The 23,404-nt window shown below is 55.5% G+C and carries 21 protein-coding genes, 2 pseudogenes and 1 riboswitch; of the genes and pseudogenes, 5 read left to right on the top strand and 18 right to left on the bottom strand.

Annotation, left to right across the window (positions count from 1 at the left end; genetic code table 11):
• Positions 1-110: 110 nt before the first annotated feature.
• The 5 genes from EI42_RS14575 to EI42_RS14560 form a co-directional block, all read right to left on the bottom strand.
• Positions 111-1,415 carry an ABC transporter substrate-binding protein gene (locus EI42_RS14575; protein WP_111323232.1) on the bottom strand — a complete coding sequence of 435 codons (1,305 nt, stop codon included), beginning with the start codon at positions 1,413-1,415 and terminating at the stop codon, positions 111-113.
• 110 nt (positions 1,416-1,525) lie between these two features.
• Entirely contained in the window at positions 1,526-2,542 is a 1,017-nt protein-coding gene (locus EI42_RS14570) for a LacI family DNA-binding transcriptional regulator (protein ID WP_170142628.1), read from the bottom strand.
• A gap of 62 nt (positions 2,543-2,604) precedes the next feature.
• Positions 2,605-2,814: a hypothetical protein gene (locus EI42_RS33270; RefSeq protein WP_211326174.1), complete on the bottom strand. Its 210-nt coding sequence runs from the start codon at positions 2,812-2,814 to the stop codon at positions 2,605-2,607.
• Positions 2,815-2,877: 63 nt separating this feature from the next.
• Positions 2,878-3,393 (bottom strand): hypothetical protein, encoded by a 516-nt coding sequence (locus EI42_RS14565; RefSeq protein WP_111323228.1) that lies wholly within the window; start codon positions 3,391-3,393, stop codon positions 2,878-2,880.
• Between the two features lie 96 nt (positions 3,394-3,489).
• On the bottom strand, positions 3,490-4,320 hold the full coding sequence (locus EI42_RS14560; protein WP_111323226.1) for a GNAT family N-acetyltransferase: 831 nt from the start codon (positions 4,318-4,320) through the stop codon (positions 3,490-3,492).
• Positions 4,321-4,791: 471 nt separating this feature from the next.
• Here EI42_RS14560 and EI42_RS33860 point away from each other — a divergent pair.
• A pseudogene (locus EI42_RS33860) lies at positions 4,792-6,087 on the top strand (erythromycin esterase family protein); the annotation flags it as partial.
• 110 nt (positions 6,088-6,197) lie between these two features.
• Here the strand turns inward: EI42_RS33860 and EI42_RS34690 are convergent.
• Together EI42_RS34690 and EI42_RS34880 are read right to left on the bottom strand one after the other, a co-directional pair.
• Positions 6,198-6,407 (bottom strand): annotated as a pseudogene (locus EI42_RS34690) (hypothetical protein); the annotation flags it as partial.
• Positions 6,359-6,625: a hypothetical protein gene (locus EI42_RS34880; RefSeq protein WP_170142627.1), complete on the bottom strand. Its 267-nt coding sequence runs from the start codon at positions 6,623-6,625 to the stop codon at positions 6,359-6,361. The pseudogene EI42_RS34690 and the gene EI42_RS34880, both read right to left, overlap by 49 nt.
• 54 nt (positions 6,626-6,679) lie before the next feature.
• Between EI42_RS34880 and EI42_RS14540 the strand changes: the two genes are divergently transcribed.
• Positions 6,680-6,904: a hypothetical protein gene (locus tag EI42_RS14540; RefSeq protein WP_111323220.1), complete on the top strand. Its 225-nt coding sequence runs from the start codon at positions 6,680-6,682 to the stop codon at positions 6,902-6,904.
• 145 nt (positions 6,905-7,049) lie between these two features.
• Here EI42_RS14540 and EI42_RS14535 read toward each other — a convergent pair whose 3' ends face one another.
• From EI42_RS14535 to EI42_RS14525, 3 genes are all read right to left on the bottom strand, one after another.
• Positions 7,050-7,940, bottom strand: coding sequence for a metallophosphoesterase family protein (locus EI42_RS14535; protein ID WP_111323218.1), 891 nt, complete (start codon positions 7,938-7,940; stop codon positions 7,050-7,052).
• 206 nt (positions 7,941-8,146) lie between these two features.
• Positions 8,147-9,055: a DUF362 domain-containing protein gene (locus EI42_RS14530; RefSeq protein ID WP_111323216.1), complete on the bottom strand. Its 909-nt coding sequence runs from the start codon at positions 9,053-9,055 to the stop codon at positions 8,147-8,149.
• 104 nt (positions 9,056-9,159) lie between these two features.
• A complete protein-coding gene (locus tag EI42_RS14525) occupies positions 9,160-9,648 on the bottom strand; it encodes an Lrp/AsnC family transcriptional regulator (protein WP_111323214.1) in 489 nt (162 codons plus the stop codon).
• 151 nt (positions 9,649-9,799) lie between these two features.
• Here EI42_RS14525 and EI42_RS14520 point away from each other — a divergent pair, with 151 nt between their 5' ends.
• Both EI42_RS14520 and kynU read left to right on the top strand, forming a co-directional pair.
• Complete coding sequence (locus tag EI42_RS14520) at positions 9,800-10,633, top strand: tryptophan 2,3-dioxygenase (RefSeq protein WP_111323212.1); 834 nt, start codon at positions 9,800-9,802, stop codon at positions 10,631-10,633.
• Positions 10,634-10,649: 16 nt separating this feature from the next.
• Entirely contained in the window at positions 10,650-11,924 is a 1,275-nt protein-coding gene (gene kynU / locus EI42_RS14515) for a kynureninase (protein WP_111323210.1), read from the top strand.
• Positions 11,925-11,949: 25 nt separating this feature from the next.
• Here kynU and crcB (EI42_RS14510) read toward each other — a convergent pair whose 3' ends face one another.
• From crcB (EI42_RS14510) to EI42_RS14495, 4 genes are all read right to left on the bottom strand, one after another.
• Positions 11,950-12,399 (bottom strand): fluoride efflux transporter CrcB, encoded by a 450-nt coding sequence (gene crcB, locus EI42_RS14510; RefSeq protein ID WP_111323208.1) that lies wholly within the window; start codon positions 12,397-12,399, stop codon positions 11,950-11,952.
• A complete protein-coding gene (crcB, locus tag EI42_RS14505; RefSeq protein ID WP_111323206.1) occupies positions 12,396-12,779 on the bottom strand; it encodes a fluoride efflux transporter CrcB in 384 nt (127 codons plus the stop codon). The genes crcB (EI42_RS14510) and crcB (EI42_RS14505) overlap by 4 nt, the downstream gene beginning before the upstream one ends.
• 71 nt (positions 12,780-12,850) lie before the next feature.
• Positions 12,851-12,960: riboswitch (Fluoride riboswitch) on the bottom strand.
• A 44-nt stretch (positions 12,961-13,004) separates the two neighbouring features.
• Complete coding sequence (locus tag EI42_RS14500; RefSeq protein WP_111323204.1) at positions 13,005-15,323, bottom strand: ArnT family glycosyltransferase; 2,319 nt, start codon at positions 15,321-15,323, stop codon at positions 13,005-13,007.
• A 122-nt stretch (positions 15,324-15,445) separates the two neighbouring features.
• Positions 15,446-17,251 (bottom strand): M3 family oligoendopeptidase, encoded by a 1,806-nt coding sequence (locus EI42_RS14495; RefSeq protein ID WP_111323202.1) that lies wholly within the window; start codon positions 17,249-17,251, stop codon positions 15,446-15,448.
• A 140-nt stretch (positions 17,252-17,391) separates the two neighbouring features.
• On the opposite strand from EI42_RS14495, the gene EI42_RS14490 reads away from it, so the two are divergent.
• Positions 17,392-18,894, top strand: coding sequence for a SagB family peptide dehydrogenase (locus EI42_RS14490; RefSeq protein WP_111323200.1), 1,503 nt, complete (start codon positions 17,392-17,394; stop codon positions 18,892-18,894).
• 58 nt (positions 18,895-18,952) lie between these two features.
• Here the strand turns inward: EI42_RS14490 and EI42_RS14485 are convergent, their stop codons facing one another.
• The 4 genes from EI42_RS14485 to EI42_RS14470 form a co-directional block, all read right to left on the bottom strand.
• Positions 18,953-20,758 carry a M3 family oligoendopeptidase gene (locus EI42_RS14485; protein WP_111323198.1) on the bottom strand — a complete coding sequence of 602 codons (1,806 nt, stop codon included), beginning with the start codon at positions 20,756-20,758 and terminating at the stop codon, positions 18,953-18,955.
• A gap of 276 nt (positions 20,759-21,034) precedes the next feature.
• Positions 21,035-21,829, bottom strand: a complete 795-nt coding sequence (locus tag EI42_RS14480) for a metallophosphoesterase family protein (protein ID WP_111323196.1) — start codon at positions 21,827-21,829, stop codon at positions 21,035-21,037.
• 96 nt (positions 21,830-21,925) lie between these two features.
• Positions 21,926-22,447, bottom strand: coding sequence for a MaoC family dehydratase (locus EI42_RS14475; RefSeq protein ID WP_371859989.1), 522 nt, complete (start codon positions 22,445-22,447; stop codon positions 21,926-21,928).
• Positions 22,444-23,205, bottom strand: a complete 762-nt coding sequence (locus tag EI42_RS14470) for a hypothetical protein (protein WP_170142626.1) — start codon at positions 23,203-23,205, stop codon at positions 22,444-22,446. Before EI42_RS14470 ends, EI42_RS14475 begins: the two co-directional genes overlap by 4 nt.
• Between the last annotated feature and the right edge of the window lie 199 nt (positions 23,206-23,404).

The following is a 23,404-nucleotide window of genomic DNA, read 5'->3' as shown; positions in this document are numbered from 1 at the left end:
TGCGTTTGAGCCATAGAACACATTCCTTCGGTACAAGCATTTCAAACAACGATGAGCAGATACAGCAAAGCAGGGGGCTCCCCTCCGAACGAGCGGAGGGGAAAGCGCTTCTACGGAATCATCGGTTGCACAGCCTTCTTCCAGCTCTCCCAACCCTGTTCGGGCTGCTTTTCATGCTTCAGCACCGGAATAATGGCCTGTGTGCCGAGCGAAAGCTGAATATCGGTGTACTTCGATGCAGTCAAAGGCGGAACCGCGTTCGGAATGTTCTCCGCGAAAGGCTGCAACTCAGGCTGCTTCGCAAAGTAGGCTTTAAACTCCGCGTTGCTGTTCAGATCATCGCGGGCAGGGGGCAGGCTGGTCTTTTGCATCCACTTCATGTCATGGGCGGGATCAGAAAGCACCCACTTCAGGAAGTCCCACATCTTCTGTTGCTGCTCTTGGGAAGCCTGCTTGTACATCACAATGCCCTTCGCGTCAGCAAACGTCTTGACCGGCTGATCGGCAGGGACGTTATCGGGCACCGGAGGCGGAGCCAGCACAAAGGTCTTGCCATACTTCAGATCGGGGTACTTCTCCTGCCAGCCAGCGAACGACCAGGGGCCGATCAGGTTCGCAACCGAGAGCCCGTTTTCAAAGGGATCGTTTGCGCTCTGCGTCAACAGCAGCTTCTTATCGTTTAACTCTTTGAAGAAATTGAGCGTCCCGATAGCAGCCTGATCATCAGCGGTGATCTTGTCGCCGGTAATCAGAGGTTTCCCATTGCTGGCCGCATCATAGAAAGTGAAAAAGTCGAACCAGCGCTCATACCAGGTATCCTGCAACAGCGGCTGACGCGCCCAGATAAACTTATCAGGATACTTCTGCTTCAGCTTCTCGCCAAGCTTGAGCACCTCGCTATAGGTGCGGGGAGGCTGCGAGTAGCCCAGCTCTTTCAGAATATCGCTCCGCCAGGCGAACAGCATGGGATTTGTATACATAGGCAGGATGTACGTATGACCATCGCTCCACTTCCAGCCAGCAATAGAGCTTTCCATGTGACGGGCCTTGATCAAGTCGTTCCATCCCGGCATCTGGTCAAGAGGAACGATTGCATCCGAGTCCTTGAGCTGGCCACCAAAGCCAGTGAAAATATTCTCGGAGGCGGTCGGTGCAGTGCCACCGGCAAGGGCGGACTGAATACCGGCCTCGGAGGTCGGCGATTCCGGGATTGCTTTTACTGTGATCTTGATGTCGGGATGTTGAGTCATATATTCCTTCGCCATCTCATCCCAGAAAGCCTGTTGAGGGGGATTCGGCGCGGCCCAGAACGTCAGCTCATTGGCTGATCCAGTGCTCGCCTCGCCACAGGCAGCCAGCACGCTCCCGCCGAGCAGGAACAGGGCCATAATCAGGAAAATACCTCTCAGCTTCATTGCTGCACTCCTCCTACATTGTGTTCCAGAAGCAAGTCATTCGTTGCTTCGGCGTGCCTATCTACTCTCAACAACAGAAAGCAGATAGACACATATCGATATACTGCGCGTCACTCTTCCTGTGAGACACAGCCACAGGAGTAACGCGGAATCAGGGTAGTCGAGACCAACGTGCGGATCGCTGGCATCTCGCGCCCTGTCAGCGCATCGAGCAGACGTAACGCCGCCAGTCGCCCGAGTTCTGCCGTATAGATCTTCACGGTGCTCAGAGACGGGGTACTCATCGCGCCAAGGTTGGTATCATCGAAACCGATAACCGCCACATCCTCGGGAACCCGCTTCTGTTGCTGCATCAGCGTGCGAATCGCGCCCAGAGCCATCGCATCATTCGCCGCAAAAACCGCCGTCAGATCGGGAACAGCCTGTAGCGCCTCACGCATCAATTGTTTTCCGGTCTCAAAAGTCGTGTCTTCTGCATGAAATAGGTGTGTGGGAAGGCCAGCTGCCTCCATGACAGCGCGATATCCATCCCCGCGAAGAGCCGAACTATGCCAGACAGCCGGGCCAAGCAGCGCCACAATCGAGCGGTGCCCGTGTGAACGGAGATGCTCGGTTGCCAGACGCCCCCCCTGCACATCATCGCTGTTGATTGTATCGACCACTACCGTCGAGGGAAAATTGTCGACCAGCACAACCGGAATATCCATCTCCTTGAGTTCGGCAATAAACTCCGCCCGAATATCCGGCCCAGCTAGAATAACACCATCTACCCGATTTTCCGCTACTGGCTTGAACTGTGCAGCCGATTTCATCTGCTCATCGCTGATCGTTGTCAGCAGCAGATGGTACCCATGCTTGCTTAACTCGGCCTCCACACCGTGCATGATGACCGGGTAAAACGGGTCAACCTCAAGCGGGGCGTGGCGCTGATGCACAACATAACAGATCGTCTCTGTGCGAGGCATCGTGTGCGCGTTTTGCAAAGCCGCAAGCTGCAACTCCTGCGCAATAGCAAGAATACGATCACGCGTCGCGGGCCGCACACCTTCTTTCCCGTTGAGTGCCCGAGATACCGTGGCAGGTGAGACGCCCGCGCGTTGCGCAATATCGGATAAGTTTATTGACATCTGCAACCTCATGCAAAAAACGAAAGCGTTTGCAAAATTATACGCTGACTTTTTGCAAATTGTCAAGCTTTTTGCAAATCACATCCGTCTCTCTTTTTCATTTCCGGAACGACTGAGAGAGCTCTTTCTTTCTGTATTAAAGGAATAATTTCATTTTTCAGGCAAGAAGAGTGGCTTCCTCCTTGCAACAGTTGTAAGAAACGCAACAAACTGCAAATCTTCCTTGCGATATGGAAGCTGATTCCATCAATTGGCCAGAAAGCGTGTTGCACTGTTTCCCTTTCTTGCATGCTGGAATGGAATTTCGTGCAAGCGTCCAAACATGTTCTCCGAGATTACTGGCCCTCGGAGGTCACAGGGGGTTGAGACACGGGCTGCCCGCAATTGCTGCAAAAGGCATCCGAGGAGGTCATAGCGTGGCCGCACGCGAGGCAGAAGCGCCTCTCTGGCGGCTGGAAACTCTGCGCGATGGTCGGGAGATCCGCAGGTGAAAAGCCGGGCGGTGGCGGTGGAACAGGCGTCACGGGCTCCGGCGACACATACTCAGGTGGCGGTGGTGGTGGAAGCGGGGTCGTCGCGCCCTGTTGCAAGAGCTTCAATTCAAGTTGTGCCTGTTCAAGTTGCTGTAACAGCGCATGAAACTCCTGGCAGACAGGCAAAAGCTCGCTTTGCACGAGGCGACCAGAGAGAAAAAGGTCCATTGTGGTCTGTGTCAGCACCTCCTGCTGGCGCTCCAATTGCCGTGTCACCTTATCGATTGTAGAACGCAACCGCTGCGTTTTCGCGATACGTCCCGCTTCCTGCGAGGCCTTTTCAAATCCCCGCTGTACCGACTCCCAGATATTGCCCATAGGCCGTTATGCTCCTGTTTTTTGCTCGTTCTCTTTTCGATAGTATAACAAAGCATATCGGGAAAAGTCGATAGGGAGGGACTGGCCTCGCACCAGCTAGAGTGTCAGGAACATCTCATATTGCCCGAAAACATCGAAAAAGCCAAAATCGCGACAGCGCCGCAACAATGCGCTCTCTTCTGGCTCATTGATAAGCTGGATACCCACTGCATCGCCCGCCGCATGCCGAAGCAGGGCCAGCAACTCGCCATCAGTCAGCGCGGTGTGGTTGATTGCCGCAAGGATACGCAGATGTGCCTTTCGCCGCTCGGTAATCAGCCCGGTAGGCCTGTCAAAGCGCTTGCCAGCGAGCGTATAGGCGCGGCTTTTCAGCGTGGCGATACTGGCAAGCTCACGCTGCCAGCTTGGTCGCACATCAAACGCCACCCAGGGAAACAGGCGCTCCGGGTCAAGCTCCTCCACTTCGAGCGCGGGCGACTCTGGAAGCGCTTTTGTCGCGATCTCGACGCTCAAGAGCTGCCGCAGCGTCTCAAAGCCGACGCGTTTGTAGAGCTTCTGCGCGGGTATATTCTGATGCAGCACTTCAAGCTGAATCGTCTTGAGCCCGGCTTCACGCGCCTTATAAATCATACGCTCGGCCAGATGAGTACTGGCCCCGGTACCGCGATATCTGGGAACGATGCCAAAGCCGCCACACCAGCCACGCCAGCCACGCAGAGCCAGGCGGGCAAGGCCCACAAACGCCAGATTCAGGCTGTGCATGACGACAGTGTGAACCATGTCGACATCATAACAACGCCAGACTTCGGCTGCCATTTCAGGTGTCATCGTCTGCGGAAAGAAATAGCCGCTAAAAGTCACATTTTGCATTTCTGTAATTTCAGCAGGCGTATAATGCAGAGTACTGCTGAAACGATACTGACTCACGTTTTTTACCTCGTTTCTTCCTGAAAATAGACCAGCATCTCCCTCTTAACGTCCCTGTACCACCTCTCTCTAGCCAAAAAAGAGAGAGGAAATGCTTTTCCTCTTCGTGCAGAATCATCAGTTCATCTAGATAAATCAAGAGTCATTATAACATAGATAAACTATACATGTTCACCTTTATACATATATATACGCTCAAACATAAAGGAAGGTCGTCTGTTTGTTCTGCAATCAGCGCGAAAGGATGGGGTATTCTGCCGGTGCAGCAGAACAGGCGCAAGCACAAAAATAATAGAACGAACGCTTTACGCATCTCGCCTCAAGGCCCGTTATTCCATACGACATTTCTGCGACAGGACTCTTACCACTTTGTGACAGGCATACCTATTTTTTGCGACAAAATGCAGTTATACTCCGCGCAGAAAGGAGAACTATACTGTATTTTTCCACTATTTCGTTCGGGAGGAAAGTATGTCCGTACCATGCATTCCCAGGAAAAGCCTGTTCCTCGGACTCCTGGGTGCTCTCCTGCTTCTGGCCGGTAGCCTGACACAGCCCGTCAGTGCGGTAGGGAACCCGGTCGAGCACTGGCTGAGCACCCATGCCAGGCCACTGCACACCACCAATCCTGAGGGATCGCTTGACGATTTGAATGTCCTGCGTGGCATGGTGGCGAACGCCTCGATTGTGGGCCTGGGAGAAGCAACACATGGCACCCATGAGTTCTTCACGCTGAAACATCGGCTGGTTCGTTTCCTGGTAGAAAAAATGGGGTTCACCACGTTGGCAATGGAAGAAAACTGGAACAATGCCCTGAACATAAATGAGTATGTTCTGTATGGGAAAGGAGACCCCAAGGCGCTTGTCCGCTCACTGGAACGGCCCTGGCGCACCCAGGAAGTGCTGGAGCTTGTCACGTGGCTTCGAGCATACAACGCCGATCCACGCCACACGCAGAAGGTGCGCTTCGCGGGCATCGATGTGCAAGGTCTGGACACCCATGTATTTGACCTTGTCATCGAGTACGTTGCGGCGAAGATGCCAGCTCAGCTTCACACGGTCGTGTCGCTTTACAACGGGTTTCGGACGTGCTTGAGTGAGGTACAGAACAGACCAGCCTGTCTGTCTGATCCGGAAGCCCTGCAAACCTATCGCGGCCATGCACGCACCGTAGAGAATCTGCTTCAGCAGCAGCCTTAACAGGATAGTGCAGCCAATTGGGCCCTGCAAAACGCCCATGTCATCTCGCAGGTCGGCAAGCTGGCCTCCATGATGCGCGTTGATCCGAACGCGGGCAGCAACTATCGAGATCTGGCGATGGCCGAAAATGCTTCCTGGTTGCAGCACCATCAGGGGAAGGTCGCGCTCTGGGCGCATAACTGGCATATCTCGATTGAGCATGATGCAACGGGCACAACGATGGGTGCACATCTTCGCAAGCTCTACCAGACAGGCTATCGACCACTCGGCTTCAGCTTCTATCAGGGTAGTTTCAACTCGATATACTATGGCGCGGACCGCGACCCGAAGGATCATACCATTCGCACCTTTACCGTTGGCGCTCCCGTGAAAGAGAGCTATAACAGTACGCTTGGATCGATCGGCCTTCCGCTCTATCTGCTCGATCTGCGCAAGGCTCAGGGAGCGGTTCGACAATGGATGAACGGGCCCGCCCCTTTTCGTCTGAATGGCATGGGATATGATCCCGCTCAATTCGATGCCGCGTATACCCGGGGCTCGCTTGCTCAATGGTTTGATCTGCTTATCCACGTGCAGAACTCGACACCCTCGACGTACCTGGGAAACTGTGCAGCCACAACACAATGTGAAACAATGCAGGGGAGTTCCCGCTTTGGGTTCTCCCCTGCCTGCGTGCGCTATATGCGAAGGAAGCGCCCGGTGACGCTCTCCGCGCAGCGTGTCACCGCATCAGGCGCCCCCTCAGCGATGATGTGCCCACCACTGGCACCGCCTTCCGGTCCCATATCGAACACCCCATCAGCCGTTTTTACCACATCCATATTATGGTCAATCACGATCACCGTATTGCCCGCATCAACCAGCCGATGAAGCACATCGAGCAAGCGCTAAACATCCGTTCCGGGAGCTCCTGCCAGGGCAATTCCAGACTGGTCTGATAATGCTGCGCGATTGATTCCAGCTCGCCACGCGCAAACGACATCTTCTTGCGGAGATCGCCATACCAGCGCAACGCTCCGTCCAGCACCGCGCGCGTCGGGTCCTCGACAATCAAGGCAGGGTCGACTTCAAGGCGCACATCAAGCCCGTTGCACTCCACACACATGCCCCCTGGTGCTGTCGGGCTAAAGTGCTATCAGCGGCATTATTCGATTTTAGCTTGGCTGCCCGGGGTGATCGCGCCTCTGATTTCGCCGCTCTCCTCTGCGCGGTCGCGTATGGTGAAGCGTTCCTTGCCCGTTTTACTTTTATTTACCCGGGGATCGAAACAATGCTGATTCTCGCGCGCTTCTATGCGGGCACGTTTGCGCTTCAGGAGGCTCTGTACGGGCTGGAAGACGGAGACGAGCAAGCATTCGAGAATGGCATTGCAGTCTACCTATAAAAAAGATAAATGGTGTCCTGCAGGGAGCATCTGCGCGCCAGAATCAGCGGGAGCAGCCACCACATGCTTAGGTCGCATGCAGCACTGCTCATCCCCCGTTTACGTACACGTATACGTAAACGGATACGTACACGTGTACGTTCTCTTATATCTGCTCAATGGTGAGAGAGCCACTCTCAAGCTCAATGACGTAGTGTGAAAGCCACTGTTTGCGCAGAAACTCACGGGCACGAATGATGACCGAGGAGCCCGAGACCTCGACCACAAGCCCCTGACTATCATCCGTCTCAAGCGGGATCTCGCCCTCTACCTCGTCATCACCCCACAACTGATAGACGGTCGCAGAATTCACCATTGTCCAGCGCTGCTGCACCACCATTGTAGGTGATTGTAGACTATAATGGGTATGGCCCGAAAAGAGGATCACCTGCGGATATGGCGCCAGCAACGCCCGCAATTCCTTGTCCTGCCGCACAGGGTGCCAGAGGTGGGAGCCCGAAACCGTGTTCGGGAGCGGCTGATGCAGGAAGAGAAAAATAGGGCCCGTATGATCTGTATCAGGCGAAACACTCCGCTGCAACTCCTGCTTGAGCCAATCAAGCTGCTTCTCGGTCAGCACCGCCGAGTCTTTGTATGGCGAACCAACCGGCCCCCAGCTCTCAGAGCCAAGAAAGAGAAACGGATACCCGCCTATCTTCCGGGAATAGTACACAGCACGCTCGCCAGTGACAGCAAGGAAGCGCTGTATTGCAACCTCGTTGCCCTCGCCATGAAAGAACTCATGATTGCCAATGGTCAAATAAGTGGCATCGGGGTGAGGACAACTGTTCAGCACCTCCTGAAAGGCGGCGTAACTCTGTGGCCTGCCAGTGCTGGTCATATCGCCATTGATAACCAGCGCACCCGCCTGGGGAGCGATTTCGTGAAGATCCTGCAATGCCGTCTGAAAGTGAGAAATAGCCCGGGTGTTCCCCGGTTCGATATGGACGTCACTGATCACAAAAAACGTAAAACTGTCTGCTGCCTGTCCTTGCATAAGAGTCCATCCTGTCCACTATTCTTTCTGCTGCTGTCTCGATGCAGAGATTATTCCCGGTATTATATCATGTGCAACAGCGTAAGAGAAAGAATACAGGCGAGCGGCGTAAAAAGCGAGGGATAGATTTTATTCTGTAGAACAAATGGTCACATACATAGTAGAGAAAAAGGAGGCGTCAACGTACCGCTCACGCCTCCTCGATTTCAGGGATGCTGGAAGGTCATTTCCTTCCCATACACCTTCCTGGTATAGATCTTAATCGCGTCCTGAAGCGACATCGCGGGAAACTGCATCTTCTCAATATCCGCTTCACCCGGCCCCAGGCGGCTCGCCTCCCACAAATGACGTACACCCTGCACATGAAAGCCCAGAAGCCGCGCCCCGACCACATCGGCAGCCAGCGTATCATCACTGACAATCACAATCCCTGTTTCCGCAGTGTAGCCACCAACAGGACCACTTGCGACCATTGCTGGATGTCCCACTGTAATCGCCAGTTGAGCAGGAAAGCGGTGATGCATTGCAGCAATAAAAGAATGGAGATCCTCAAAAAAATGATGCTTGTTCGCCTGTGAAGCGCGTGGATGCCCGTAATAATCGGCAGCAGGGAATGACATTGCAATGTTTTTCAATGCCAGGGTCACAGTGGCCGACTCATGCACTTTGAGCTGGCTCAGCACAATCAGCGTCTCATAGCTCAAAATACGCGGATTTACCATAATACTCTTCTGCGGCCCAGCAACATCTATCTCTGGCGCGTAAAAGAGCTCGATTTCCTGAAATGGCCCGCGATTGTGGTCAACAAACGTCGCACCTTCTTCCCTGACCACAGCCATCAGGTCAGCGGTCTCAAACACCTGATCCGTTTCGGCTGCTCCGGCCCCACCCGTCACGATCAGCTCACTCGGCTCGTAGAGCTTGATATGGCGCAGTACCGACCGCAAGGTATCCGGCTGTGTCACCGCGGTCTTATCCTGATCTGAGGCCCACGTATCGTTTGGTTTTACGGCTACCCGCTTGTTCCGAATCAGCGGCTCAAGCCGAAAATACTGCAACGCCTCGGTGATTGCTTGCCCGATCTGCTCGCTTTGCGTAAGCGCAACGGTCGCCATAAGCCACCCTTTCCTGTACTTCGTGCAAGAAGCGTAAAGAATTCAGGAATACTCGTTTCTCTGACAGAGCACGAATGCGGCCCGGAAAAGGTTTCTCGCTGTGGCTAACGCTCGTCCTCAGGCGGCTGCAACGTCTGGCGTGTGATTGTGCGATGCGTCACGGGGGCCGAGAGCACAATAGAGGTCGTCACCTGCCCGTAGACCGAAAGGCGATCAATCAGCGACTCAAGATGCTTGACCGAAGAGACAGCAACCTTCATCACCAGGGCATCATTGCCGGTCACATGATAGCATTCCAGCACTTCCGCGATCTCGGGTGCCGTAGTCGCGAACTGCGAATAGCGCTCCCCCATTGGAGTACTGATGCGCACAATAGCCGTAATTGGGAGCCCGATAAGCGCGGTATCTATTTCCGCACGATAGCCTTTTATAATACCGGCATCCTCCATTCTACGTATGCGCTCGGCGACGGCTGGCGCCGAGAGGCCCACCCGTTGACCCAATGCCTGAAAGGAGAGCCGCGCGTTCTCCTGAAGCGCCTGCAAGAGCTGCCACCCTGTCTCATCAAGCAATCTTTCGATATCAGCAGTCATTCTTTTCTTTTCCTTGAACTCTAAAGCATTTTGCTGAAAACACCTTTGTTTTCCCATTTATTGTATCAAAATTTAGGGGTATCATAGTCTTTATAGAATACCTGAAAATGAGACAGCAGGCCCACAGGCACGAGAGAAGGATCATTGTGTCATGAAAACGATTGATTCACAGCAGACAACGCACGGCACAGAAGAGCAGTCATCTCAGGCATTGACCTATGTCAGCTATTTGCGCCTGGAAGACCTCTTGCGCCTGCAAGTCCCCAAAAGCCCGGGACCGGAGCATGATGAGCTCCTCTTTATCGTCATCCATCAGGTCTATGAGCTCTGGTTTAAGGTACTGCTCCACGAGTTCGACTATTTAAAGACCCATTTCCAGAATAAAGATAACCCACATATTGAGCATACCGCGAACCGCATTCTCAAAATCCTCAAGACCGTCGTCGCGCAAATCGATGTTCTGGAAACCATGACGCCGCTTGAGTTCAACGCCTTCCGGGGCTTGCTCGGCTCGTCCAGTGGCTTCCAGTCGATTCAGTTTCGCGAGATCGAATTCCTGCTCGGGCACAAGCGCAGCGCCATTCTACGTCACTATCCGGCAGACTTTCCGGGCCGCGATCGGCTTGAGCAGCGGTTCTATGCGCCAGGCCTCTGGGATGCCTTCCTGCACTACCTGCATCAGAACGGCTATCCCGTCCCGGAGTCACTGCTGAATCGCGATGTCACACAGCCTCTGGAGCCATCTGAAGAGCTACAACGCATCCTGATCGACGTCTATCGCCAGAATCCGTCGGTCCAGAATGTCTGTGAACTCCTGCTCGATATCGACGAGGGATTACAGGAATGGCGCTACCGTCATGTCAAAATGGTCGAACGCACCATTGGCAGCAAGCCGGGGACAGGTGGCTCTACCGGAGCCCGCTATCTGGCAACAACGCTCAAGCCCGTCTTTCCCGATCTCTGGGCCATTCGCTCATCACTATAAGAGGGGAGGTTTTGGAGTGACGCCTTTTCGACTCGATGAACATTATGCGGACGAGCTGGACCGTCAGGACCCGCTCGCATCGTTCCGGGAGCGCTTTCATATCAGCGATCCTGACCTGATCTATCTGGACGGGAACTCGCTTGGTCGCCTGCCAAAACTGGCCATTGAGCGAGCAAACAGGCTGGTTCAGCAGGAATGGGGCGAGAGCCTGATTCGCGGCTGGAATGAGGAGGGATGGTATACCGCGCCCGAACGCGTGGGGGCGAAAATTGCCCGGCTGATCGGCGCACAGCCCGATGAGGTCATTGTTGCAGACTCGACCTCGGTCAATCTTTTCAAGCTGGTCGTTGCCGCGTTGCGCCTCCAGCAGGGTAGAACCCACATCCTGACTGATAACCTGAATTTCCCGTCAGATCTCTATATCCTGCAAGGAGCTATCGAGCTGCTCGGGCATCAGCATCACCTGGACGTGCTCGCCTCGCCAGACGGCATTCATGGCCCTGTAACGCGCCTGTATGATAGCCTGAACGAGCAGACGGCGCTGGTCTCGCTCTCACATACCGCGTTTATCAGCAGCTTTACCTATGACATGGCCGAAGTGACGCAGGCCGCTCACAAAGCCGGGAGCCTGGTCTTATGGGATCTCTGTCACTCGGTTGGAGCCGTGCCCATCAAGCTGAATGAGGCCAACGTTGACCTTGCTGTCGGCTGTACGTACAAGTACGTGAATGGCGGTCCTGGCGCGCCCGCATTCCTCTACATTCGGCGCGACCTGCAAGACCGGCTGCGGAACCCGTTAAGCGGCTGGTGGGGCCAGAATCACCCGTTTGAGCTGGGCCTGAACTACGAGCCCGCCAGCGGCCTGAGACGCTTCCTGACCGGCACGCCGCCGATTCTCTCCCTCTCCCTCATTGAGCCCGGGGTTGATCTGCTGCTCGAATGCGGCATCGACGCCCTGCGTGCCAGGTCGATTCGACAAAGCGAGTACCTCATCCTGCTCTGGGAGGAGCTGCTGAAGCCACTTGGCTTTACGCTGAACTCGCCACGAGATGCGGGGCTGCGCGGCTCACACGTCTCACTCGGGCATCCCGAGGGTCTGCGCATCGATCAGGCCTTGATTCACGAAATGAAGGTACTACCCGATTTCCGCGCACCCGATACCATTCGCCTCGGCATCGCTCCGCTGTATACTTCCTATCGCGACATTCATACCGCTATCATGCGTCTCCGCCAGATCGTGACCGAACGGATATACGAGCGCTACTCAACAGAGCCGCCCTCTGTCACCTGATACACGCAGCAAGGGGAGCAAGCCGCTAGAGCTTCTCCCCCACCTGTTCTACTTCTTCCTGGATGATTGGTCCGGACACTATCGCCTTTCGTTTGATGCGGCGGCCCAGGAAGCTTCCACACACGCTCCCCAGATAGACCGCCAGCAGACCACCTATCACGCTGACCACAAGGTACAGCAGCCCGGGAAGCCATTGCCCACGCTCGAAGAGCTGCACATCTCCCAGGGCAAGGCTGCTAAAGGTCGTGTATGCACCACAGAAGCCAGTCATCAACACCAGCCGGCGCGTCGGGCCAATCAGGTCGGTTGTGTCAGCAAGCAGCGTCAAACAGGCAAACAGCAAGGCCCCCGTCAGGTTCGCGAACAGAATGTCATACGGCCAGCCATGCGCCTGAAGCACCGTTACCACCAGATAGCGGGCCAGCGTGCCACAGAAGCCGCCACAAAAGACCGCCAGCAACGCACGTGTTCTCATAGCGCCCTCCCCACCAGCAGGCCCAGGATCTCCGCGCCAAGCCCGAGCACGTATGTCAGGCCAAGATAGAGCAGGCCACGAGGCAGCGCCCCTCTCATCAATTGGAACGCCTCCCAACTCATGGTGCTGAACGTCGTGTAGCCGCCCAGGAAGCCAGTTGCAAGCACGGTTTGTGTCGCCGCGCTGAGAAATCCACGCGAAGTAAAAGCAAAGATCAGACCGATCACAAACGCGCCACTGACATTGATGATCAGTGTGCCAGAAGGAAAAGCGGAAGAAGTATGCTCCGAGATGAAACTACCAAGCAGATAACGCGCCACGGCTCCCAGAGCGCCAGCAAGCCCGACGCCGCCTGTCAGCAAGAGTGATGCAAACGTCATACAAATCAAACAACTCCCTTGTTTTGATGATACAACATGGCGGAGGGAAACAAAAAAAGCCCCTGCTTCCCCGTTTTGCAGGAGCTATCAGCGCAATGCGCGGTTTCGTCTTATCCTTCTTTTCTAATGAGTTCCCTGTTACAACTCAGGAGACGTGGCAAGCCCCATTACCATTCATTGTTCTCTACTATATCATAGTCGGCAAACAGACGACAAGCATACAGATCAGTCCCGAAGCTCCATTTTCGGTCGGCTGCTATCCAGCCTGCTATAATAAACACGCCCATCAGTGCCGACCGTCACCATATACAGATCTCGTTGAGGAAAGGCCTTGCGCAGGCTCTCTACCTTACTCGAATCAGACGCACAGGCGTAGATCACATCGCCCTGTAACCCGGGATCATTGAGCGGAAACAGCACATTTTGATAGAGTAATACATCATTTGTAATAATGAGCGCGTTATGTATGTTGGGATGATAGAGTGTATCGAGATCCAGTCTTTGCCCGACCGGAAAGCCGTTGTAATTGGTGTAGCGCTCGATCTGGCGCGGCAGGTAATAGCCCAGATTGCAGGCCAGCAGGAGCAGAACCAGCACCACCGTAACGGCACCGCTTCCCCACTGAGCCAGCTTCAGACGCACCCGCAGCTCCTTCGCCAGCTCGATCAATACAACGATCCCGCGAGCTGTCAGCATCAGCAAGAACGGCAACGACTCGTAGAGATAGCGCGGACCAAGATAGATACCATGATAGAAATAGCCGACATACGCCCCGATCAAGACGGCTCCACAGGCCAGACAATACCAGTCGAGCAGCTTCGCACGCCTCGCCAGAAACGGCACCAGCAACAGCGCAAAGGTGCAGTAAAACGGCCAGCCATAGAGATCAAGCGCGAGGCTCGTGAGCAACTCGTCCAGGTTGACCAGCCCCGCCGCCAGCGTGTGCTTGCCATAAAATCCGATCCCCTCGCCAAAACCAAAACGATCACCGGCAAAGAAAAGTTGCCTCGGCGGCAACAGCATATTCCCGGTAAGAATTATATTGATGACAAGCGAAATCGTCAGGAAGAGGATCACCACGCTTCCCATCCAGACCAGCGGCAATGACCATGCATACCAATCGCGCCCGAGTCGATTCCAGAGCAGCCAGACAAGCCCGGGAACGACCAGCCCGATGCAGAGCAGGCCCACCAGATCACGCGTCAAAGCCAGCATGCCGAACGAGAACAGCCCAAGCACCAGGCTCCACATTCTGCCGCCCTGCGCATAACGCACCACGCCCCAGATCCCCCACACCAGATAAAAGAGCGCGATGGTATGGCTCATGTAGCTTGCAGCCAGATAGCTATAAAAGGGCGAGAGCGCCCCGAGCAACACCGCCAGCGAAGCTACCCGCCGATTGAAGAGCCGCGCCGCAATCAATCCAATACCGAGCAAGGCCAGTGTCCCTAAAAGCGGCTCAACAAGCCACGGCACACCAAGCCAGAAGCCCGGCGTCAGAGTCAGCGCTGTTCCCGGCGGATACTGAGCGAACCACTTTCCCGCAAGCTGCACCATAAATGGGCCCGGGAAGCTCTCGGGAACCGGCGGCTCAGGCGCGAAAAGCCGTCCCTGGGCGTAGGTTTTGGCGGCGAAATAATAGGCGCTGGCATCAAAAATATGCGGCATCGCGTGATACTGCACAAGCGCGATCCAGGAGACAAACAGAAATGACCCGAGCAGAAGCAATAAAACGAGCGGGTGCAGCGCCTTCGTGAGAGCAGACGACCAGGAGAACAGCCGCCATGCCTTCCGCTCTCGCTGTGGGAACCAGCGCAGCAACCAGCCAAGCCCAAGCTCAAGCAAGAGCACCCCGCCAAGCAGGATCACCGCCCACAACAGCGAGCGAACGACCGTGCTCAGGTTCATGGCCACAAACGGCCCGGGATCCTCGGGAAAAAAGACGCGAGCAAGCTCCTGATCCGGTCCGCTCGTCGGTGAATCCTCCGTGACAGCAAGGAAGCGATCATTACGATTCAGGATGATATGCAACACCGAGCCGTCATCAAGCCACAGATTCAACTGGCGCGGCGTCTCTGGAAGCTGCCACTGCAAGCGCACGCTATACGAGCCGTTCTGAGGCAGGGTGATCCGCTCTCCGTTGCCGGGCCAGGACTTCGAGACAAGCGTTCGCTCGCCAGCTCGCACCTCAAGATCACGCCACCGACTCAGATCATCGAGGCCGCGCATCCAGGCATAGAAGCGATAATACGGGGAAGAAGAGATGTGGCGCAGATAGTTGACATCAAGCGAGAAGTTATTCGTGCTATCACTGCCATCAAGCTGATATTCGTGCACCAGCGGATCATAGCGCACCAATTCCAGCTCTCGCGGCTTGCCGGGCATCCCCAGATTGAGTGTTGTACTGCCGGCATGCAACGTCTTCGTCTGTCCCTGCACCGTCAGCTCTATGGGGAGCGCCTGCTGCGCACAGAGCCAGTTCAAAGCAAGCAGGACAAGCACAGCCAGCGGCCAGAGCAGCAGCCTGAGCCGTTTCAAGATCATATCGAGAGCTCTCCATGCGTCATTTTTCCCCTGTTATGACATACCAAAGCGAAGAAGTCAAGTAGGCCGGGGAAGCGCTCTCCCGGCCCTTTTGATTGACATCAGGTTATGATAGATACGCTCTACGCCTCACGCGCCAGACGCTCGAACTCGTCAATATCCTGGCGGATGATATCAAGGCTTGAGCGCCAGAACGCTTCACTCCGAATGTCGATCCCGAAGCGCTGCGCCAGTTCCGCCGCATCAGCCATGCCGGTTGACGAGAGTAGCTCATCATAGCCCGCCTTGAAGGTCTCCGGGTCACGCTGATAGTAGGCATAGAGCCCGAGCCCGAAGAGCAGACCGAACATATACGGGTAATTGTAGAAGGAGAGGCCAGTGCTGTAATAGTGCCCCTTCACAGCCCACATGTACGGATGCAGCAGCGACTCGTCGAGGCCATCGCCATAGGTCTGACGCTGCGACTCAAGCATCAGCTCATTGAGCTCACCCACAGACAACTCGCGCTGAAGCCGCTTCTCGAAGACGCCCTGCTCAAAAAGGAAGCGGCTGGTGATATCGACCACCACCTGACATGAGTCCTGAAGCGAGGCTTCCAGGATTGCCAGCTTCTCCTGCTTATCTGCTTCGGCAAGCGTCGCCTGCTTGATAATCGTTTCGCAGAAGATACTGGCCGTCTCGGCAAGCGTCATCGGGTGCCCGCGCTGCAATGGCGTGCGATGCACCATGTTGAAGTTATGATAGGCATGTCCGAGCTCGTGCGCCAGCGTGCTCATGCCACCATAGGCCGGTTTAAAGTTGGCAAGAATGCGCGATTCATCAGCACGCAGCGAGGTACAGTAGGCGCCGTCACGCTTGCCCGGGCGCGGCTCGGCATCAATCCAGCCCTCTCGAAAAGCGCGTTCAGCCAGACCGGCAAGCCGTGGCGAGTAGGTGCCAAACTGCTTGACAATAAAGGCCGCCGCTTCCTCGAAATGCCAGGTGCGGCTTTCTCGTGCCACCGGCGCAAACAGGTCATACCAGGCCAGCTTCTCAAGCCCGAGCAGCCGTGCCTTTGCCCGCAGATAGCGCCGAAAATCGGGGAATGAGGCACGAGCCGCGGACATCATCGCGTCAAGTGTCTGGCGATCAATGCTGTTGGCGAACAGAGACGCGTCGAGTGGCGTCTCCCAGTTGCGCTTCTGTGAGAGCACATTGACCTCATGCTTGATGCTGTTCATGGCAGCAGCCAGCGGCAAGGCTACGCGCTCCCAGGCGGCTAGCTCGGCCTCGTAGGCCTTACGACGCACCTCACGATCCGCCTCAAAGGCGAAGTTGCGAATGGCGCTCATAGGGTACTCTTTCGACTCGCCGGCCAGCTCCAGCGACACCCGCATCTGTGAAGCGATATTGCCATGCAGGCGGCTCCACGCGGCCCCACCGCTCAGATTCAGTTCGGAAGCCAGCACCTCTTCAGCGGGCGACATCAAGTGCTTTGCTTCCTTGCTCGCTGTTCTCAGCGCATAGGCATGGTCAGCGGCCACCTGAGAGCGCTTGATAAGCTCCTCAACCTCCAGTGAACCGATCCAGGCAGTCAGGCGCGTTGAGAGCTGATAGAGCTTCGTGCCGGTTCGGCTATACTCACTGTAGCGAGCCTGCGCGGTTGTATCACGCGAGTTCGTGTTCACATGGCTGGTAATATAGACCACCAGGGTACGCGCTGCATCACGAATCGCGTTATAGCGCTTAATAATCTCTTCAAAGTGCTGCACCAGCGTCTCATCAACCGGCGCTGTCACCCCCCCATTCACACCGTACGTGTCAAAGAGGGCAGCCAGTTCGTCAACAGAACGAGCAAGCTGCTGGAAGTCAGCGGTAAACTCGGGGGAGTCAAGGCCAGGATAAATGGTTGTCAGGTCCCAACGCGGCAACGTGTGCGCTGTCGTCATACAATATGCACTCCTTACATGCGGGATTCTTTCCCGAGAACTCGGGCGTACACCTTGTATTGTAACACGCTGACCGGAAAGCAGTATATAATGAAGATGTCCGAAACAGTACCTATCTCACAGAAAAGGATCATCTCACTATGAGTGAATATAACTATCGGGCCGCGCTCGCCTATCATGCGGTCTCAAGCTATTTTCCAGGCGACCAGCTCGCCGTTTCCGAATACAACCCGAAGCAACAGCCCTTGCTCTACAAAAAGTATACCTCGCTTGAACCGATCGCGTTGCCCAAACAGCTTGCATCTGGCTCAATATCGGCACTTCAGGCGGTCGCCGCTTCGGAACAGGCGGCAAACCGCGTTCCCGATCTTCAGACGCTTGCCCGCCTCTGTTACTATACCAGCGGGCTGACCAGGCCAGACGAAGAGAAGCGAGCAGCCGCCTGTACCGGAGGGCTCTATCACTTTGAGCTTTACCTTGTCTGTGGCGATCTGGCGGACCTGCCAGCCGGAGTCTATCACTATGGCGCACACGATCACAGCTTGCGCCGCCTGAGAAGCGGAGATTTTCGGCGTGTCCTGCTCGAAGCAACCGGCAACGAGACGGCGGTTGCGCATGCTCCCGTGCTTGCCATCTTCACTGACACCTTCTGGCGCAACTCCTGCAAGTTCGGACCGCGTACCTATCGCCATACGTTCTGGGATAACGGCACGCTCCTCGCGAATCTTCACGCCGTCGCGACCTCTGCCGAGCTGCCATTCAAGCTCATTGAAAGCTTTGCCGACGATATCGTGAACAGCTTGCTTGCTATCGATGGCTATCGCGAGGCAGCGATCAGTCTGGCGGCGCTTGGAGCCACCGCAGAGGAACCAGGAAACGCGCCCGTCATCGAGGAGCTTGAGCTACCGACCGAGCCACTTTCCCCGAAGGAAGAGGAATACCCGCTGATCGAGGATATACATGAGGCCACACTGTTCTCAACAGGCGAGGAAAGCGCGACATGGCGCGACGCGGAGGCTCCATTCCCGCCACATGCCGCCCCTGAGGGTACCTTGATCCCGCTGCGCCCGATGCCGCTCGATGATTGGCCAACCGCACCGATCGAGCAGGTCATTCAGCAGCGCAGTTCGGCGCATCGCTTCGCACAGCAACCGCTCAGCTTCGAGAAGCTCTCAACAATCCTGCTGAATGCGCTTCATCTGCCCAACGCTGACTGCTTCGACCCCGCAGGCCGCCCACTGAACGACATCTACCTGCTGGTCAACAACGTGAGCGACCTGAAGCCCGGAGCGTATATCCTGCATCCCGAGCAGAAAGCGCTCGAGCTGCTCAAAGAGGGCGATTTCCGGAAGGACGCTACGCACCTTGCGTTCGATCAGAAGTCCGGCGGTGAGGCAGCAGTCTCAGTCTACAGCCTGATAGCGCTGGAAGAGCTGCTGATCCGTGACGGCAACCGGGGCTATCGCGTCGCCCAGCTTGAGAGCGGCATCTTCAGCGGCAATGCACAGCTTGCGGCGGCGGCGCTTGGCCTTGGCGCGACCGGACTGGAATACTACGATAATGAAGTTATTACCTTTTTCTCCCCCTCTGCAAAGGAGAAACAGGTGATGTCGCTCTTCGCGCTTGGCGAGAGGGCCGAGTAATCAAGCAGGCCGGGAAGTGCTCTCCCGGCCCTATAACATCAGATTATGATGGATATCATCACGCCTCACGCGCCAGACGCTCGAACTCGTCAATATCCTGGCGAACCATATCGAGGCTTGAGCGCCAGAACGCTTCACTCCGAATGTCGATCCCGAAGCGCTGCGCCAGTTCCGCCGCATCAGCCATGCCGGTCGACGAGAGTAGCTCATCATAGCCCCGCTTGAAGGTCTCCGGGTCACGCTGATACTGCGCGTAGAGCCCGAGCCCGAAGAGCAGCCCGAACATATACGGGTAATTGTAGAACGGCAAGCCAGTGCTGTAATAGTGCCCCTTCACGGCCCACATGTATGGATGCAGCAGCGACTCGTCGAGGCCATCGCCATAGGTCTGACGCTGCGACTCAAGCATCAGCTCGTTCAACTCCTCAATCGAGAGCTCGCGCTGAAGCCGCTTCTCGAAGACGCCCTGCTCAAAAAGGAAGCGGCTGGTGATATCGACCACCACCTGACACGAGTTCTGGAGCGAGGCTTCCAGAATCATCAATTGCTCTTGCTTGCCTGCATTGCGCAGGGCCGCATTGCGCACGATGGTCTCGCAAAAGATACTGGCCGTCTCAGCAAGCGTCATCGGAGTCATCGCCTGAAGCGCGGTTCGATGTTCCAGATTCAGATTGTGATAGCCGTGGCCGAGCTCGTGCGCCAGCGTCGACATGCCATCATAGGACGGTGTATAGTTCGCCAGAATGCGCGACTCACCCTTCCGAATCTCGGCACAATACGCACCGCCAACCTTGCCCGGGCGCGGCTCGGCATCGATCCAGTGTTCGCGGAAGGCGCGAGCGGCAAAGTCGGAGAGCTTCGCGGAGAACGCACCAAACTGCTCAACGATAAAGGAGGCCGCATCATCATATGACCAGACGCGTTCACTTTTGCCAACCGGTGCAGAAATATCGTACCAGGCCAGCTTCTCAAGCCCGAGCAGCCGTGCCTTCGCCTGAAGATAGCGCCGAAAATCGGGGAACGAATCGCGAGCAGCGGTCATCATCGCGTCAAGCGTCTGACGATCGATGCTGTTCATGAACAGGGTCGAGTCAAGCGGGGATTCCCAGTGGCGCTTCTGCGACAGGACATTCGTCTCATGCTTGATGCTGTTCATGGCAGCGGCCAGCGGCAAGGCCGAACGCTCCCAGGCGGCTAGCTCGGCTTCATAGGCCCTGCGGCGCACCTCGCGCTCTGGATGATAGGCGAAGTTGCGAATCTCGCTCATGGGATATTCTTTGGTCTCGCCGTTCAGTGTCAGCGGCACCATAATCTGTGAGGTCAGATTGCTGTGAAGCTGTCCCCAGGCCGTGCCACCGCTAACGTTCAGCTCAGAGGCCAGGATCTCTTCGGCCGATGACATCAGATGCTGTGACTGCACCTTTGCTTGCCGCAGCAAGAAAGCATGCTGGCGCGCAACCTCCGAGCGCTGCATCAACTGATCGATATCCAGCGCCCCGAGCCAGGCAGTCAGGCGAGTGCCAAGCTGCGCCAGATAGACTGTCGCTTGATGCATTTCGCTGAGCTTTGCCTGTGCAAGCGTATTTTGTGAGTTTGTGTCAACAAAGCAGGCAATATAGGTTCCAAGCGTCTCTATCTGCTCAAGAACGGCATTATAGCGTTCTATGATCGCTTCAAAGCTCTGAACAACTGTATCGTTAATTTCGGCACTGACCGGCTGTTCAGTCACCTGATGCTGATCAAAGAGGCGCACGAGATCAAGAATCGCATCCCGGCCCTCCTGAAAGCCGCGCTCAAACTCAGGAGAATCGAGAGACGGGAAAATGGGGGTCATGTCCCAATGGGGCAATACATGTGTTGTCATTGCGCTCCTCGTGAAATACTAGATTGAGATCAATCGTGTTATCTTCACCATTGTAGCATGCGCCACATAAAAGAGAACTATCAAAAAAAGAAAGCCAATAACCGCTGGTTACTGGCTTCAAGGTAGCGACAATGAGCAGCAAAACCGTATCTCACATCGTGTCTTATACCCCTGCTCGGCAGCCTGGCGAGCTCCCGATTTAATTCCTACCTTTCTACTCAGATATTAGCATGCCCTAATCTCTTCTGTCAAGGGGCGGACCACCCCGCCGCATGCCTACAGGGGAATCTCAAAGAGTCGGGTTGTCAAAAAACCATCCTGTACCGTCACCAGGCGATACTGGAGCGGCTGCGCACAGGGCACTGGTGGATCAGTAAGGGTAAACTGCATCGCCGTGGAACGCAGCCCATAGACAGGAATATTCGCTACCAGCTTTTCTGAAGTCACATGCGTGTGGCCGTAGAAGATCCCGAGAATCTGGTGTCCGTCGAGCAGCTTCCAGAAGGCGCGGAAATCGTCGGGCAGATACGAATCTATCCAGCGACTCCCAACAGGGAGAATATGGTGATGCATCAGCAGTATGGTCGGCATAGAATGCTGTAACGATTGTGCGAGAAACTCCAGTGTATCCTGATGGGGCACCGCTTTTCCCCTCGGCCCCCAATCCAGGCAGAGGAACTGCACCCCTTTATGCTCAAAGCGTGCGTTCATATGCGGCACAGGCGGTGTTCCGGGGAAAAGATGACGGAAGAAATTTTCCCGATCGTCGTGGTTTCCGGGCAAGAAATACATGGGGAAGCGCTGCAAACCCTCTATCGAGACCAGAGCCGGTCCCGGCGCTTGCTGTGCTGGCTGAAGCTCAAGCATCTGGCACAGGTTGCGGTAGGAGACCTCGGAAGGATCATCCACCAGATCACCGGTCGAGACAAGGAAATCAACATGTACAGCGGTATGCTCAGCAATATGCCGCATCACCTTGCGAAACGCATGGGCAGTTGCGTAGCCGTCAAGCAAAGAGGCTTCGGTTTCGCCTAGATGATGGTCGGTGATCTGGATGAACGAGAAAGACATGGGGAACTCCTTTCCTTTTTCAGCGGACGCCTTCGGCACAAAGTTTCATACTTCAATTCTAAAATGAAACTTTATTTCTGTCAAGCATCCCTGCTCTTAGCCATCCTGACGCGGCTCACGCGGCTTCGGTGTGGGTAGCTCGGGCAGATAAGCCCGCTTGTAGACCATAATCGTTCGCTGAAACTCGATTACCACCACCCCGTTTTGATTGAAACCCACCGTCTTAACCTGCACAATGCCCCGCTCGGGATAGGACCGTGACTCGCGCTTCGAGAGAATCTCACTTCGTGCATAGAGTGTATCGCCCTCATATACAGGCGCGGGAAGCCGCACCGCATCCCATCCCAGATTGATCGCGTTTTGCGAGATATCGGCAACCGACAGCCCCGTCACCAGCGCAAGCGTAAACGTCGAATCCACCAGGGGCCGCTTGAACTCGGTCTGGGCCGCGTAGTGGCGGTCAAAGTGCAGCGAGTTGGAGTTCATGGTCAACAGCGTAAACCATGTGTTGTCGGTGCTATTGATCGTCCGCCCGAGCGCGTGCTGATAGACATCGCCAACCGTAAAATCCTCGTAACAACGACCTCGCCAGCCAGAATTCATACGCTCACCTCTCAGGTTTCAGACGCACAGAGCAGGATGCGCCGCTTGCCAATACTGAACTGTTCCAGGCGCCGAAACTGCTCATGTACTACTTTGTGTTGCTTCGTCGTAATCAGAGCGACAACCGCAGCGGGCGAGAGTATGGAGCGCAGGGAGTCCAGCAGCGCGGTCGCAGGGTCCTGTGCGGCGGAAGCATGCAACCAACCAGTATGCTGACCATAGGGCAGATCGACCATCACCAGATCAACCGACTTTGGAAAGCGTGTCGGGTCGAGCGGTCGCATGACATCAGCTTGAAACAGTCCAATGGTCAACGGCATCAACTGGCGCTGCAAGCGGTATGCGCTCTCCAATGCCTCAGCATGCGAGGGTTTGCCATACTCCTGATAAAGCGTCTGAAGCTGCGCAATCCGCTGTTCCAGGCCCTGAGGGGTTAACAGCGCAAGGTTCTTCTCCGCAAGCGGCAACACATCAGGGTCCGCGTCCGAACCGATCACGGCTGAAAGTTTGCTTCCATGTAAAAAGCCCACGCTGACCAGCAGCGAAGCCCCGCCACAGCAGGGATCATACAACACACAGGGTGTTGTGCCTCCGCGCTGTTGATAGAGGCTCAGGCAACGTTGAAACAGCTCGCTTGCCAGGCGTACCGGAAACGCCACCCTGCCGGGCACGCTGTACAGCACACGTCCGGTTGCAAGGTCCGAGTAATCCTGCTTTTCCTGCGTAAAACGATATGTCATCGAGATCTCCCCGTTTTTCTTTGCCTGAGCCATTCTAACAGGCTCCATTTTTTCCCGCAAGCAAGACGCTCTATCCTCATTGTAGTCTACTTCAAATAGCGTAGTGATACAGTACTTCCCGCCTACTTTGGTACCAGATATTGAAGAACCCAAAAAGACAATATAGAGTCATTGATAGAAGTGAGGAGATACGAAACGATAGGGCCCGAATCGCGCTTCCCTCCTCTTTTAT

Source organism: Thermosporothrix hazakensis, from assembly GCF_003253565.1.
Lineage (GTDB): Bacteria > Chloroflexota > Ktedonobacteria > Ktedonobacterales > Ktedonobacteraceae > Thermosporothrix > Thermosporothrix hazakensis.
This window is presented reverse-complemented; position numbering and strand designations above follow the sequence as displayed.

Coding starts and splice junctions, on each gene's coding strand:
- EI42_RS14485 (WP_111323198.1), bottom strand. CDS start 20,758: ATGACAACACATGTATTGCCCCATTGGGACATGACCCCCATTTTCCCG.
- EI42_RS14500 (WP_111323204.1), bottom strand. CDS start 15,323: ATGATCTTGAAACGGCTCAGGCTGCTGCTCTGGCCGCTGGCTGTGCTT.
- crcB (WP_111323206.1), bottom strand. CDS start 12,779: ATGACGTTTGCATCACTCTTGCTGACAGGCGGCGTCGGGCTTGCTGGC.
- EI42_RS14575 (WP_111323232.1), bottom strand. CDS start 1,415: ATGAAGCTGAGAGGTATTTTCCTGATTATGGCCCTGTTCCTGCTCGGC.
- EI42_RS14565 (WP_111323228.1), bottom strand. CDS start 3,393: ATGGGCAATATCTGGGAGTCGGTACAGCGGGGATTTGAAAAGGCCTCG.
- EI42_RS14530 (WP_111323216.1), bottom strand. CDS start 9,055: ATGGCGACCGTTGCGCTTACGCAAAGCGAGCAGATCGGGCAAGCAATC.
- EI42_RS34880 (WP_170142627.1), bottom strand. CDS start 6,625: ATGTGTGTGGAGTGCAACGGGCTTGATGTGCGCCTTGAAGTCGACCCT.
- EI42_RS14495 (WP_111323202.1), bottom strand. CDS start 17,251: ATGACGACAGCGCACACGTTGCCGCGTTGGGACCTGACAACCATTTAT.
- EI42_RS14570 (WP_170142628.1), bottom strand. CDS start 2,542: ATGTCAATAAACTTATCCGATATTGCGCAACGCGCGGGCGTCTCACCT.
- EI42_RS14470 (WP_170142626.1), bottom strand. CDS start 23,205: ATGGCTCAGGCAAAGAAAAACGGGGAGATCTCGATGACATATCGTTTT.
- EI42_RS14480 (WP_111323196.1), bottom strand. CDS start 21,829: ATGTCTTTCTCGTTCATCCAGATCACCGACCATCATCTAGGCGAAACC.
- EI42_RS14520 (WP_111323212.1), top strand. CDS start 9,800: ATGAAAACGATTGATTCACAGCAGACAACGCACGGCACAGAAGAGCAG.
- EI42_RS14490 (WP_111323200.1), top strand. CDS start 17,392: ATGAGTGAATATAACTATCGGGCCGCGCTCGCCTATCATGCGGTCTCA.
- EI42_RS14535 (WP_111323218.1), bottom strand. CDS start 7,940: ATGCAAGGACAGGCAGCAGACAGTTTTACGTTTTTTGTGATCAGTGAC.
- crcB (WP_111323208.1), bottom strand. CDS start 12,399: ATGAGAACACGTGCGTTGCTGGCGGTCTTTTGTGGCGGCTTCTGTGGC.
- EI42_RS14525 (WP_111323214.1), bottom strand. CDS start 9,648: ATGACTGCTGATATCGAAAGATTGCTTGATGAGACAGGGTGGCAGCTC.